At 66.0% G+C, this 12,905-nt stretch carries 13 protein-coding genes; 6 read left to right on the top strand and 7 right to left on the bottom strand.

The features are described 5' to 3' along the window. A complete protein-coding gene (locus GV790_RS10445) occupies window positions 1–900 on the top strand; it encodes an alpha/beta fold hydrolase (protein ID WP_163813063.1) in 900 nt (299 codons plus the stop codon). A 32-nt stretch (window positions 901–932) separates the two neighbouring features. Then, window positions 933–1,685, top strand: coding sequence for an SDR family NAD(P)-dependent oxidoreductase (locus tag GV790_RS10440; protein ID WP_163813061.1), 753 nt, complete (start codon window positions 933–935; stop codon window positions 1,683–1,685). Between the two features lie 59 nt (window positions 1,686–1,744). Here the strand turns inward: GV790_RS10440 and GV790_RS10435 are convergent, their stop codons facing one another. Further along, on the bottom strand, window positions 1,745–2,506 hold the full coding sequence (locus GV790_RS10435) for a FadR/GntR family transcriptional regulator (RefSeq protein ID WP_163813059.1): 762 nt from the start codon (window positions 2,504–2,506) through the stop codon (window positions 1,745–1,747). A 17-nt stretch (window positions 2,507–2,523) separates the two neighbouring features. After that, complete coding sequence (locus GV790_RS10430; protein ID WP_163813056.1) at window positions 2,524–2,679, bottom strand: hypothetical protein; 156 nt, start codon at window positions 2,677–2,679, stop codon at window positions 2,524–2,526. A 347-nt stretch (window positions 2,680–3,026) separates the two neighbouring features. On the opposite strand from GV790_RS10430, the gene GV790_RS10425 reads away from it, so the two are divergent. Next, the gene (locus tag GV790_RS10425) at window positions 3,027–4,169 is read left to right on the top strand and encodes an acyl-CoA dehydrogenase family protein (RefSeq protein WP_163813054.1); all 1,143 of its coding nucleotides are present in this window, start codon (window positions 3,027–3,029) and stop codon (window positions 4,167–4,169) included. Window positions 4,170–4,197: 28 nt separating this feature from the next. Next, window positions 4,198–5,058 carry an enoyl-CoA hydratase-related protein gene (locus GV790_RS10420; protein ID WP_163813052.1) on the top strand — a complete coding sequence of 287 codons (861 nt, stop codon included), beginning with the start codon at window positions 4,198–4,200 and terminating at the stop codon, window positions 5,056–5,058. A 129-nt stretch (window positions 5,059–5,187) separates the two neighbouring features. Here GV790_RS10420 and GV790_RS10415 read toward each other — a convergent pair whose 3' ends face one another. Next, window positions 5,188–6,015 carry a mycofactocin-coupled SDR family oxidoreductase gene (locus tag GV790_RS10415; protein ID WP_163813050.1) on the bottom strand — a complete coding sequence of 276 codons (828 nt, stop codon included), beginning with the start codon at window positions 6,013–6,015 and terminating at the stop codon, window positions 5,188–5,190. A gap of 262 nt (window positions 6,016–6,277) precedes the next feature. Here GV790_RS10415 and GV790_RS10410 point away from each other — a divergent pair, with 262 nt between their 5' ends. Then, a complete protein-coding gene (locus tag GV790_RS10410) occupies window positions 6,278–7,447 on the top strand; it encodes a serine hydrolase domain-containing protein (protein ID WP_163813048.1) in 1,170 nt (389 codons plus the stop codon). 541 nt (window positions 7,448–7,988) lie between these two features. On the opposite strand, the gene GV790_RS10405 is transcribed toward GV790_RS10410, so the two are convergent. The 3 genes from GV790_RS10405 to GV790_RS10395 all read right to left on the bottom strand — a co-directional run bounded on the left by GV790_RS10405 (window position 7,989) and on the right by GV790_RS10395 (window position 10,672). Next, window positions 7,989–8,672: a TetR/AcrR family transcriptional regulator gene (locus GV790_RS10405; protein ID WP_163813046.1), complete on the bottom strand. Its 684-nt coding sequence runs from the start codon at window positions 8,670–8,672 to the stop codon at window positions 7,989–7,991. A gap of 117 nt (window positions 8,673–8,789) precedes the next feature. Then, window positions 8,790–9,890 (bottom strand): CaiB/BaiF CoA transferase family protein, encoded by a 1,101-nt coding sequence (locus tag GV790_RS10400; protein WP_163813044.1) that lies wholly within the window; start codon window positions 9,888–9,890, stop codon window positions 8,790–8,792. Continuing rightward, a complete protein-coding gene (locus GV790_RS10395; RefSeq protein ID WP_163813042.1) occupies window positions 9,887–10,672 on the bottom strand; it encodes an enoyl-CoA hydratase-related protein in 786 nt (261 codons plus the stop codon). Before GV790_RS10395 ends, GV790_RS10400 begins: the two co-directional genes overlap by 4 nt. A 482-nt stretch (window positions 10,673–11,154) precedes the next feature. Between GV790_RS10395 and GV790_RS10390 the strand changes: the two genes are divergently transcribed. Continuing rightward, window positions 11,155–12,138, top strand: coding sequence for an NAD(P)H-dependent flavin oxidoreductase (locus GV790_RS10390; RefSeq protein ID WP_163813040.1), 984 nt, complete (start codon window positions 11,155–11,157; stop codon window positions 12,136–12,138). Between the two features lie 538 nt (window positions 12,139–12,676). On the opposite strand, the gene GV790_RS10385 is transcribed toward GV790_RS10390, so the two are convergent. After that, on the bottom strand, window positions 12,677–12,904 hold the full coding sequence (locus tag GV790_RS10385; RefSeq protein WP_218586398.1) for a ferredoxin: 228 nt from the start codon (window positions 12,902–12,904) through the stop codon (window positions 12,677–12,679). Between the last annotated feature and the right edge of the window lies 1 nt (window position 12,905).

Below are 12,905 nucleotides of genomic sequence, written 5' to 3'. Positions count from 1 at the left end.
ATGATCCCAGGGTGGTTTGCCGATGCGGTCGCTACCGTTCCGGAGCGCCACGACATCGATCTGGACGGAGTCGGCATTCATGTGCGGACCTGGGGCGACCCGGCCGCACTTCCGGTCGTCCTCGTACACGGCGGCGGTGCCCACTCGGGCTGGTGGAACCATATCGCGCCGTACCTGACGGGCACACACTATGTCATCGCCCCAGATCTGTCCGGGCACGGCGACAGCGACGTGCGAGACTCCTACGCGGTCCAGACGTGGGCGAGCGAAGTGTTCGCCGTCGCACAGGCGATGAGCGGTCCGCGCCGGCCCACCATCGTCGGGCACAGTCTGGGCGGATGGATCGCGGCGGCGGCGGCTCGGTCCTTCGCCGATCGAATCGATAGCGTGCTCATCATCGATTCGCCGCCGTGGGATGAGGTCCCCGAGAACGAGCGTATCCAGAATCGCAATCACAAGCGCTACGGATCGAAGGCCGAGATCGTCCGTCGATTCGCGCCGTTCCCGGCGCAGCGAACCGTGCTACCGTACGTCGCCGAACACATTGCCGCAGAATCGGTCGAACCCATCGGCGGCGAGTGGACGTGGAAGTTCGATCCGGCGGCATTCGGCGACCACCTCCGCGACCCGATGCCGTCGGCGGCCTTCGACCGACTGGAGCCGTTGCCGACCCGTTTGACGGATCGGATGGGTTATGTTCGCTGTGAAAAAGGCCAGGCGTCCGCCCCTATGGCTGGTCGACTGCGCTCTGTCCTCGGAATGAACGGCCCGTACGTCGAGCTGGTCGACGCCGGTCATCACCCCATGCTGGACCAGCCCCTTCCCCTCATCGCTGCCCTCCGTGCGGTGCTCGACTCCTGGTCGCGCACGCGTCCCCAAGGCGGCGAGTCCACTGCTTGATATGAACCGATCACATGGAGCGGAGAACAGAGATGCCCGATAGATTCGACCTCACCGACAAGGTTTCTCTGGTTACCGGGGGCAGTCGCGGACTCGGCCGCGCGATGGTGCTCGGGTTCGCGGAGCGTGGCGCCGACGTGATCATCGCCAGTCGTAAGCTGGAGTCGTGCGAATCCCTCGCCGAGGAAGTTCGCGAGCGCTACGGTCGACGCGCGTTGCCGGTCGCGGTGAACGTGGGTGACTGGGATCAGTGTGACGCCCTGGTGGAAACCGCGTACGCCGAGTTCGGACGCGTCGATGTGCTGGTCAACAATGCCGGATTGTCGCCGGTGTACCCGAGTGTCGACAAGGTGAGCGAGGATCTGTACGACAAAGTGTTCGGTGTCAACCTCAAAGGTCCGTTCCGACTCTCGGCAACAATTGGAACGCGCATGGTGGCGGCTGGAGCGGGATCGATCATCAACATTTCCTCGATCGCCTCGATCCGACCGGATGAAACGGTTCTTCCGTATGCGGCCGCGAAGGCCGGCCTGAACGCACTGACCGTGGGATTGGCCCGGACCCTCGGTCCCGCCGTCAGGGTCAACGCCATCCAGTGCGGAGTATTCCGCACCGATATCACCAGGGCATGGACGCCAGAGATGTTCGATATCGCCGCTGCGGCCACGCCGCTCGGACGAGTTGGCGACGCGAGCGAGATCATCGGAACCGCGGTCTACTGTGCCTCGGACGCCAGTAGCTACACCACAGGATCGGTCATCCGCGTGGATGGCGGCGTGCTGTAACCGTACGAACGCGACATAAGGCGCCGGGCGCGCCTTATGTCGCGTCGGGGTGGTGTTTCCTAGCCGAGAACGTCGATCAGGGTCTTGCTTCCGTGCTTGGCCAAGATCTTCTTGGCGATTCCCGCCATCAGATCGCGCCACAGGGTCTCGGCGGCGTCGGCCTCGCCCGCTTCGACGAGTGAGAGCATGTGCTCCACCGCCTCCACCCGCTCGGCGCGCCGAGGCGCGCTCCGGTTCATCCCGATATCGCGAACCTCGGCGGCGACGACGTACTGCAGCGCACCCCACAGAAGACCGATGGTCTTGTTGCCGGACAGCTCGACGAGTCGATGGTGGAAATGCTGTGTCGCAGCTGCGTAGGCTTCGGCATCGTCGAGCGCCTCAGCTTCCTGCGCCAGGATCTCGCGCAACTCGGCGACTGCCTTGTCGCGCTGCCGGGAAGTCGCCAGCATCCGTACGGCGACCGGCTCGATGGCGGCGCGCGCGACGAAGACGTCGGCAAGCGTCACCCGTTCGGACTCCATGATCATGCCCAGGTAGTTCGCTGCGACCGAAATGCTGGGCCTGCACGCCTGCACACCGCCCTGATTCCCGCGCCGCACGTGGACGAGCTTCTCGGACTCCAGGATGCGTAATGCCTCACGCAGGGAGGGGCGCGAAACCCCGTATCGGGCCATCAATTCCGCTTCGGTAGGCAGTACCTGACCGTCGAAGAACCCGCCGCGGATGATCTCCCGACGCAGCGCAGCCGCGACCACGTCTGCGGTCTTGGGCACTCGCACGTGCGCAGAATCGGTCTTCATGGTTTTGGTCCTCGCCATTCCTTTAGTGTAATGGACTAATAGGCGCTGCGCGCCCACGGCCCGGCGGGTGTCGGGCCGGTGTCGGTCTCGTCCGGGTCGAGGTCGACACCGCCATAGCGTGCTCTCGCCGCGGCCACGAGGTTCGGGAGGAACGGCGTCACCCGGATGCCGGACGCCGGTTCCCGGTTCACGAGGGCTGCCGGCGCTATCACGTCGGCGTGCACCTCGGTCGCTGTCCATCGAGCCGAGCGTCGGCACGTTCTGCCAGCGGCGGCCCAGCGGCGCCTCGTTCGATCGCTCTGGTCGGCAGGGCGCCCTCGGGCATCCGGGCCTGCAACGCCGGGCGGTCAATGACGCGCGGTTCCCCCGCAGCGCCCTCCTCACGAGCATCGTTCGACCCCCGCTGGACACATCGGCAAGGGCAACTACGACCCTGTCCGGCCACTCACCTCAAAGGCGATCAATTAGGCCAATCCTATATACTTTCGGCACCAGTCTGTGTACGGTCCGGTACATATACTCATCACTAGGAGGGTCGATGTCGGTAATTCTGTCTCCAGAGGAGAAGCTCTTCGCGGAGTCCGTCCGCGCTTTCTGCCAACGGGAGGCCGGCACTACCGAGCAGCTTCGGGCGCTGCAGGCCGCGAGCAATCGGGGCCATAACCAGGAGCTGTACACGAAGCTGGCCGAGGCGGGATTCGTTGGAGTCGCCATCCCGGAGGCCTACGGAGGTGGAGGCGGCGGAGCGGTCGAGCTCTGCTTGATGCTGGAAGAGGTGGCTCGCGGCCAGTTGCCGGTGGCCGGGCTCGCGGTCAGCACGATCGTTGCGGGGCCGTATCTGATGTTCGGTACGGAGGAACAGAAGCAAGAGATCCTCGGCGGCATCTGCGCCGGGCGGGTCGAGGCGATCGCGATGAGCGAGCCGGAAGCGGGTTCGGACGTCGCCGCCATGAAGACCCGAGCACTGCTCGACAACGGCACCTACGTGGCCAACGGGCAGAAGATGTGGACCACCGCCGCGCACGTGGCAGAGCACATCCTCCTCGTGTGCCGCACCGACCCGGCCGCCTCTCGTCACGACGGGCTCAGCATGATCAGCGTGCCCACCTCGTCGGACGGTCTCGAGATCCGGGGGATCGAAACCATGGGCGACAGTGAGGTGAACGAGCTGTTCTTCACCGACGTCGAGGTTCCCGAGAAGCGTCTGCTCGGCACGCCGGGCAACGGATGGCGGCAGTTGATGGCCGGCCTGAACCTCGAGCGCCTCATCGGCGCGGCGCAGGGACTCGGCTTGGCGCAGCGCGCGTTCGACGACGTGGTCGAGTACGTCAAGCAGCGTCACCAGTTCGGTAGGTCGATCGGGAGCTTCCAATCGGTACGCCACCGTCTCGCCGACCTCGCCGGAGCGATCGAATCGACGCGGTACCTCATCTACGGTGTTGCTCGCCTGGTCGATGCGAATCCCGGCCAGACCTTCCCGCGGGAGGCGTCGATGGCCAAGCTCCAGTCCGCGGATCTGGCCAGGCGCGCCACGTTGGAGGCCATGCAGCTGATGGGCGGAGCGGGTTATGCCGTCGAGTTCGGGATGGAGGGGCAGTTCCGTCGCGCGATGGCCCTGACGTTCGGGGCCGGCGTCGCCGAGGTCCAGCGGGACATCATCGCGAAATCCCTCGGGCTGTAGAACTGACGAACTAGGGAAAGGCCGAAGCATGGACTTCGAACAAATCGACTACTCGGTGTCCGACGGCGGCATCGCGACGATCACGCTGAATCGTCCGGAACGGCTCAACGCCTACACCTACCGGATGGCGCGCGAACTGGCCAGCGCCTGCGACTCGATCGCCACTGATGAGGCCGTTCGGGTCGTGGTGGTCACCGGGAGCGGCCGCGCGTTCTGCGCGGGCGCGGACCTCGATCCGGAAGCCGCTGAGTTCGACAAGATGAGCTACGACGGCGAGTTCTTCGACGACGGTCTGCCGCGTGACGCGGGCGGGCTCGTCGGCCTGGCCTTCGCCAAGCTGAACAAGCCGGTCATCGCGGCGATCAACGGTCCGGCGGTCGGTGTGGGATCGACGATGACACTGCCGATGGACATCCGGATCGCGTCTGAGAAGGCGAAGTTCGGTTTCGTGTTCGCCCGGCGGTGTCTCCCGCCCGAAACCATTTCGACCTTTGTGCTGCCACGGCTGGTCGGCATGTCCCGAGCGATGGAGTGGATCGCGACCGGTCGCGTCTTCGGTGCGGACGAGGCGTTGTCGGGGGGTCTGGTCTCCCGCGTCTGTGCGGAGGACGAGCTCTTGGACACCGCGTACTCGATCGCGGGAGAGATCGCGCAGAACGTCTCGCCGCTGGCATTCGCCGCGGCAAAACGGATGTTGTGGGCGATGGCTGAATCGGGTGGCATGGAGAAGGCCCACCGCCTCGAGTCGCAGTTGCTGGAGTATCTCATCGCGTCGCCGGATTTCACCGAGGGTGTCTCCGCATTCCTCGAGCGGCGTGCGCCGCAGTTCGCGCCGTTGCGCTCCATCGACGACATGCCGCTGGAACCCGGATCGCTACCTATTCGCTGACGTCGTGCCGGGCGAGCTGGTGCCCGGCATCGGGTCGATTCCCGCCGCCGTCGGTAAACCGACAGAATGAGAGAAGCCGGACCGTGAGGTCCGGCTTCTCTTGTCAGCGGAGGGGCGTCGCGGACGAATCTACAGGTGCCCGCCGGCGTCGACGTAGTGTGTGGCGCCGGTGACGTAGCGGCCGGTGTCGCCGACCAGGTACAGCACGGCGTTGGAGATGTCGACCGGCTCGACGATCCGGATCGGCAACCGATACATCGCCGACAGCGCGCTCTCGAAGTCCTCCCGGGTCGGGTTCTCCAGCTCGGGACGGAACAGCCGGTAGGTCATGTCGTTGAGCACCATATCGGTGGCCACCGTCGTCGGGTGGATGGAGTTGACCCGGATATTGTGCTGCCCCAGCTCTTTCGTGAGGACGCGCATCAGTCCGACGACACCGTGCTTGGCGGCCGCGTAGTGAGCGATGTTGTTGTTGGGCATCTCCGTCACGATCGAGCTGATCAGGAGAACCGATCCGCCGCGTCCGCCGGCCACGATGTGCGGCACGGCTGCGCGGACCGTCTTCCAGACTCCGGTGAGGTTGATGTCGATCATCTCGTTCCACATCTCCTCCTCCATCTCGATGGTCGGCGCCGCGGTGTTGATGCCGGCGTTGGCGATGACGATGTCGAGGCGCCCGAACTCGGCGACACCGCGGTCGACCGCCTCGCGCAAGCCCGCCAGGTCCCGCACATCGACGTCCGAGGCCAGCATCCGACGACCGGTCGCCTCCACCAGCCGCACGGTTTCCTCGAGATCGCCCGGCTGAGCCGTCGGGTACGGCACCGTCGACACCTGCTTGCTGATATCGACCCCGATGATGTCGGCGCCCTGCTCGGCCAACATCACCGCATGACTACGGCCCTGTCCCCGCGCCGCACCGGTGATGAACGCGACTTTCCCATCCAAACTGCCCATGACAACCTCCATGATCGACGTGACGGCGACACCCCCGTTCGACCGGAACGGCTGTGAAGGGGATGACCTCGACGTTAACCGACAGTGTGCCGCCAGTCCAGCGAATTGAGCTAATCCTATACATGTTCGATGGTTTCGGGTATACGATGGCCCGCAAGCGACTCGCCCGGGGTCGCGCGTCGACGACGAGTTCGATCATCGGAGGTTTGTTGTGAGTGCAGGGCAGACTGTGCAGGGGAGTTGTGAGCCGCGGTTCGCGGCTGTGCGCGAGGAGTTCGAGCGCAACTTCGCCGAGCGCGGGGAGGTCGGCGCATCAGTGTGTGTGTACGTCGACGGGAAGCCGGTCGTCGACCTGTGGGGTGGCACCAAGAACGCTTCGACCGGCGAGGCCTGGGCCGAGGACACCATCGGAGTGGTCTTCTCCTGCACGAAGGGTTTCGTATCGATGTGCGCGAACATGCTCATCGACCGCGGGCTGCTGGACCCGGAGAAGCCGATTGCTCACTACTGGCCGGAGTTCGCGCAGCAGGGCAAGGAGAACATCCCGGTCAAGTACGCGCTCAATCACACCTCCGGTGTGTTTCACGTGGACGACATCATTCCCCTCGACGGCTTCAACGACTGGGACCTCATGATCGGGCTCCTCGAGCGCACCCGCCCTGCGTGGGAACCCGGGACCGCCGCCGGCTATCACGGCATGATGTTCGGCTGGCTGATCGGTGAGCTGGTGCGACGGATCGACGGACGTTCGATCGGAACGTTCTTCCGTGAGGAGATCGCCGAGCCGCTCGGTGGTCTGGAGGCGTGGATCGGCCTTCCGCCGGAACTCGAGGGTCGCGCCGCGAAGGTGATCACCTTCGATCCGGCCGATATGCCGCCGGAGTTCTTTGCCGAGCAGCTGGCGAACCCGGACGCACTCAGCGTGCGGCTGGCCACCAATGGGGGCGGGTGGGTACCAGATCGTTGCGACCTCCCGCAGGCGCACGCGGCCGAGAACCCGGTCGGCGCCCTCACCAACGCTCGAGGCCTCGCCGGGGCGTACGTCCCGTTCTCCCTCGACGGCTCGTTCAACGGTGTGCGTTTCGTGTCGCCGCCCACGATCGATGCGATGCGCTATCACCGGACCGCGGTCGGCAAGGACTTGGTCCTCGGCATTTCGACGGCCTTCAGTCGCGGCTTCGCCAAGTCGTGGTGGAACCCGGCGGTCCCGGACGGCTCTCAAATCTTCGGCGAGGACGCGTTCGGGTACACCGGGCTCGGCGGGCAGACCGGGTTCGCCGACCCCTCGCACCGCTTGGCCTTCGCCTACACGATGAACAAGCACGGCATGGGAACCGCGCTGAACGCTCGCGGTCAGGCGCTCGTGGACGCGACGTACCGTTCGCTGGGCGCCACCAACCACGGTTACGGTTTCTGGTCGCGCGGGCGGTGACGTCGTCCCCCGGGACTGGGGGCAACCTCGGTCCCGGCAGTGCTCGGCCGGGTTTCATCAGCTGCGGCCGGACAGCCACAGGTTGATCGCGGCGACGCGGACAGTGGCCAGGGGGCCTGGTCGGCGTTGCTGCGGATCCTCGCTGTGATCCCGCGCCGCCGCAGGTCAGCACGGTTTGCTGCCGACGGATACGACCGGATCCTCCGCAACGCCATCCGGGCGGGCCCGGGTGCCACGACCCGCGGCACCCGGGCCTCGCCTCGCACAGTCGTGCGCCGGAACAGTCCGTCCCCTGTCCGGGCGTTACCACCAGCGCCGGCCGCCTGCGCTGGTGAGCGATCAGATGCGCCGACAACGGCGCCGACCACCGCAGCCACGCCGGACAAGACGCCGCGATCGATGCCTACCTCCGTCGGCGCGAACAGCACGCCCGACCCGAACGAGACTTCGCGGTCAACTCCCCACAGCGGCCCCGGATCGCGCTACCCGATGTTCGTCGACGATTCGCTGGCCTGCGAGCCAATGCGCGTGGTCAGGCGAGCTATGCGCGTGTCAGGCGAGTCCTGTTGGTGCTGCGGGGCATAACGGGCCGTCGGACAGCGCCGACCATCTTGAGCGTGATGACGACATACTTGCCGGCAACGGCAGCTGGGCTGAGCTTGCCCTCGGTTTGATACCAGCGTGGGATCGCCTGACACATACCAAGAATCGCTCGTGTGGTCTCCGCGGGATCGTCCACGGCGAAGTCGCCGGCCGAATTTCCGTCGCGGACGGTCTCGAGTACCAGCGTCTCGATGCTCTTGCGCATCGCACGGTACCGTTCCCAGTTCTCGGGGCACAGGTACCTCGCCTCGCCTTCGAGGGCAGCCAGCCGGGCCTGGTTCGTCATCTGCAACACGATCGTGAAGATCACGTTCGCCAATCGCTGCACCGGATCGCCGTCGCCGGCGGCATTCGCGGCACGTGCCCGCGAGCGCAGGTCACTTATCGAGCGTTCGAGGAGTGCAATGAGCAGCCCCTCCTTGCTCTGGTAGTGGTAGTACAGCGAGGGAACGGTGACCCCCACTCGACGGGCAATCTCTCGAACGGACGCACCGTGAAATCCGAACTCGAAGAACGCGTCCAGCGAGGCCGACAGAATAGGGGCCAGTTCCAACCCCTCGACACTGCGCCAGTCGGTGGGCCCATCCGCCCTGTCGGCCACGTCTGTCGGCACCTTCGTCACCTGATCCCACACCTATCGTTCACGCTCATCGACGGTCCAAGACTACGTCGACTCGCCCCACGTTCGGAGGACTCGACCACCACCGGGCGGCGCTTCTTCCCGCGCGGTCGTAGGCCGCTACCGACTCGACCACTCGCGCAACAGCTCCGTGACATCGGTGACCACCCGCCGGGGAGGTGTCGGCGGCGCCGGAGTGCTGCGCGAGAACCGCGGGGCCGGCGCAGCCTGCGTGACTCCGTCCAGGTCGAGGAGGCTACCTCGCTCGCGGAGGTAGGAGTCACCGGCGACCTCGTCGAAGGACAACACCGGTGTCACGCACGCATCCGTGCCTTCGAACACCATCGTCCAGTGATCGCGGTCCTTGGAAGCGAATACTTCGGTGAACCGTTCCCGCAACATCGGCCACGTTGATCGGTCGTTCTGATCCGGGAGGTCCGCGTCCGCGAGCCCGAGACCGTCGAGCAGAGCCGCATAGAACTGCGGTTCGATGGCGCCGACCGCCACGTAGGCTCCGTCCGAGCAGGCGTATGTGTCGTAAAATGGCGCACCGCCGTCGAGTAGATTCGTCCCCGCGTCCGGCGACCATTTACCGGAACCGCGCAGCGCCCACATCATTTGGGACAGGACGCTCACCCCGTCGACCATGGCGGCATCGATCACCTGTCCGAGCCCCGATCGCTGCCGCTCGAACAATGCGGACAGGATTCCCACCAACAGGAACATCGAGCCGCCACCGAAATCACCCACGAGGTTGAGCGGCGGTACGGGTCGCTCTCCACGCCGCCCGATCGCATGCAGCACGCCGGTCAGCGAAATGTAGTTGATGTCGTGGCCGGCCCGGGCAGCCATCGCCCCGGTCTGTCCCCAGCCCGTCATTCGGGCGTAGACGAGCCCCGGATTGACCCCAGCGCAGTCGTCGGGCCCGAGTCCGAGGCGCTCGGCAACTCCGGGCCGGTATCCCTCGATCAGCACGTCGGCCTTCGCGATCAGGTCGAGCACAAGGGCGCGGTCGGCGCTGTTCTTCAGGTCCGCGGACAGCGAACGGCGATTGCGCAGTCCGTGATCCGGTTCGCCGTCGAAGATGTCGGGGGCGGTCGAACTCGGCCGCTCGATGCGCACGACGTCGGCGCCGAGGTCACCGAGGATCATCGCGGCGTGCGGTCCCGGCCCGATGCCGGCGAGCTCGATCACGCGCAGTCCGTGGAGGGGCCCGGTCACGAGCGGCCTCCGAATCGCGCCGGACGCTTGTTCTCGAACGCGTCCACACCCTCGGCGAAGTCCGGTGCGACGAGTAACTCGAGTTGCCCGGCTCGCTCGCGTTCGAAGGCCGCGGCGAGCTGGCCGAGGGTCGCGTCGTTGATCGCCCCCTTGGTCCGGCGGTAGGCATCACCGGGGCCGGCCGCCAGGCGCTTCGCGAGAGACTCGACTTCCGCCTCGAATTCGTCGTCCGCAAACATCTTGGCGACGAGTCCTGCCCGGAAGGCGTCGGCCGCCTCGAGACGCTCCGCCAACAGTGCCAGTGCCATCGCCCGCGCCCTGCCCACCGATGCCGCGACGAGTGCCGTGGCACCGCCGTCGGGCATCAGCCCGATTCTGGTGAAAGCCAGCAAGAAGTAACTGGATTCGGAGATCACCGTGAGGTCGCACGCCAGCGCCAGCGATACGCCCACTCCCGCGGCTGGTCCTCGGACGGCTCCGATCACCGGCCGCGGGAACGCTCGAACGCTGTCGACAACCCGGTTGGCGGCATCGATCGTCTCGGCCGACGGCTCGGCGGAGAGGTCGAGGCCTGCCAGGTCGGCGCCGGCGCAGAACGCGCGCCCGGCGCCCGACAGCACAGCTACCCGCACATCGGAATCGAGGAAGTGGTCCTCGAACGCATTCGCGATAGCGTCCAGTGTCTCGATCCGGACCGCGTTCATGCTCGCGGGGCGGTCGATGGTGACGCGCAGGACACCGTCCTCGACGGTGCGGATGACACCCGACTCGGTGATTGTCACGATGAGCTCCTTCGGTTGCTCGGGTTGCGGATGCCGGGGGATCACTTCGAGGGGCGGAACGAGTCTCGAGGAAGTCGCACCGCGTCACCGCTCGACATTGCAGCGAATCCAACAGCGCCGGTCGACCTCTCGCGGAGTCGGCCGAGCCACGGTCGGCGTCAGTGGCGTGCTCCAATGCTTACCAGATCGACTTAGCGATCGCTAGATATGAATGCCATTGACCGCGTCACCGTCGTCGTGATAGCCAGTTTAGCGAGCGTTAAATAAGTAGCGCTGTCTTCGAAGGAAACAACTGGCCGACGAACCGACCACCACCGCGCCCGCCGCCGTGTCCGAGCGCGCCGCGGAACCGTCGCGTACATCAACCCCGAACGTCCGCGGGCGCTGACAACGGGAACTGTGATTCGCCCGGTCCTGGTGGCTGCTCACCGGCCGAATTGCCGGCCATCGACCCCCAACTGAAACCTCGACAAGGAGCCCTCGTGCTGTCTACCGCCTTCACCGAGACGTTCGGCATACGCCATCCCATCGTGCAGGGCGGCATGCAATGGGTCGGGCGCGCCGAACTCGTCGCCGCCGTCGCCAACGCCGGCGCACTGGGCATGATCACCGCGCTGACCCAACCCACCCCGGAAGACCTGGCCAAGGAGATCGTTCGCACCCGCGAGCTCACCGATCAGCCGTTCGGGGTCAACCTCACCATCCTGCCCGCCATCACCCCACCGCCTTACGATGAATACCGCCAAGTGATCATCGATTCCGGCGTCAAGATCGTGGAGACGGCCGGGTCGAACCCGGCCCCGCACCTGCCTGATTTCCACGCTGCCGGCATCAAGGTGCTGCACAAGTGCACGAGTGTCCGGCACGCCGTCAAAGCGCAGGACGCCGGTGTGGACGCGATCAGCATCGACGGCTTCGAATGCGCCGGGCATCCCGGCGAAGACGACGTTCCCGGCCTCGTGCTCATCGCCGCGGCCGCCGAGCACCTCACGATTCCCATGATCGCCTCCGGCGGCTTCGCCGATGGTCGAGGCCTGGTCGCCGCCCTCGCACTCGGCGCCGACGGCATCAACATGGGTACCAGGTTCATGTGCACACAGGAGGCACCGATCCATCGAGCGGTCAAGGAAGCGATCGTCGCCGGGCGCGAAACGGACACCGAGCTGATATTCCGACCGCTACGCAACACCGCGCGGGTGGCGCGCAACGCCGTGAGTCTCGAGGTCGTGGACATTCTCAACAAGGGAGGGAAGTTCGAGGACGTCCGTGACCTCGTCGCAGGCACGCGCGGGCGCAAGGTCCTCGAGACCGGCGATCTCGATGGCGGTATCTGGACCGCCGGCACTGTGCAGGGCTTGATTCACGACATCCCGACCGTCGGCGAGCTCGTCGACCGGATCGTCGCGGACGCCGAAACCGTCATCACCGAGCGTCTGTCGGGCCGCCTGGCCCGCGTCGACGTCTGACCCGAGGGGCTTGCGCTCCAGTAGCCCTTGGCGGGGTCGGAACATGTCATGGCATTGCGGGAAGGTGCCGATCCGGGTGGCACGTGCGCGTCGGATTTCTCCGATGATGCCGTGGCGAGTCAGTTCTTCCCATCGGTTCTCGCGGTGGTCGGCCGTGGGCTCTCATGAACAGGGGAGCGGCGGTGACGGCGGTGGCGTGGTGGTACTAGGCAAGGCCGGACCGGCCTTCGAACCCGGTCGGCCATTCGCCGGCAGTCAGTATCCGGCAGGCTGCCGGCGCCAGCCCGGGTGACGGCTACACACCCGACACGATGCGGTGATCACGGCAGCGTTTGGCGAGCCGGTCGTGATTTGCGGGGGTCTCCGACCGAACCTGGGTGTTCGCGGAGTCGGGGGAGTCGCCGTCGAGGTTGAGCATGCGGGTCGTGGCACTATGCCGGCCGACACCGGCGTCGGTTGCGAACCCGGTTCAGAATCAAACTGCGACGCTGTCCGGGATTCCTCGGCAGCGTCGCAGCCTGCTTTCTGACGTCCGGCATCACGGCCTGATGCGTCGGATCGCTGCTTCGGGGCATCCGTCGATCGCCATGTCGATCTCCGCGGTATTCGTCGCGAAGTCTGCGTTCGGGTAGACGAATGCTTGTCCGGTGTTGTCGTCGTAGCCGAAGATCTCAGGTGCGTCGAGGCAACAACGGCCGTGGCCGGCACAACGCTCGACATCTACCTCGACCGCATGGCCTTCGCCAGGGTTGCTCACCATTGCCATC

The organism is Nocardia cyriacigeorgica (genome assembly GCF_010858045.1).
Classification (GTDB): Bacteria; Actinomycetota; Actinomycetes; order Mycobacteriales; family Mycobacteriaceae; genus Nocardia; species Nocardia cyriacigeorgica_E.
The sequence above is the reverse complement of the archived record's forward strand: the minus strand, read 5'-3'. Positions and strand labels throughout refer to the sequence as shown.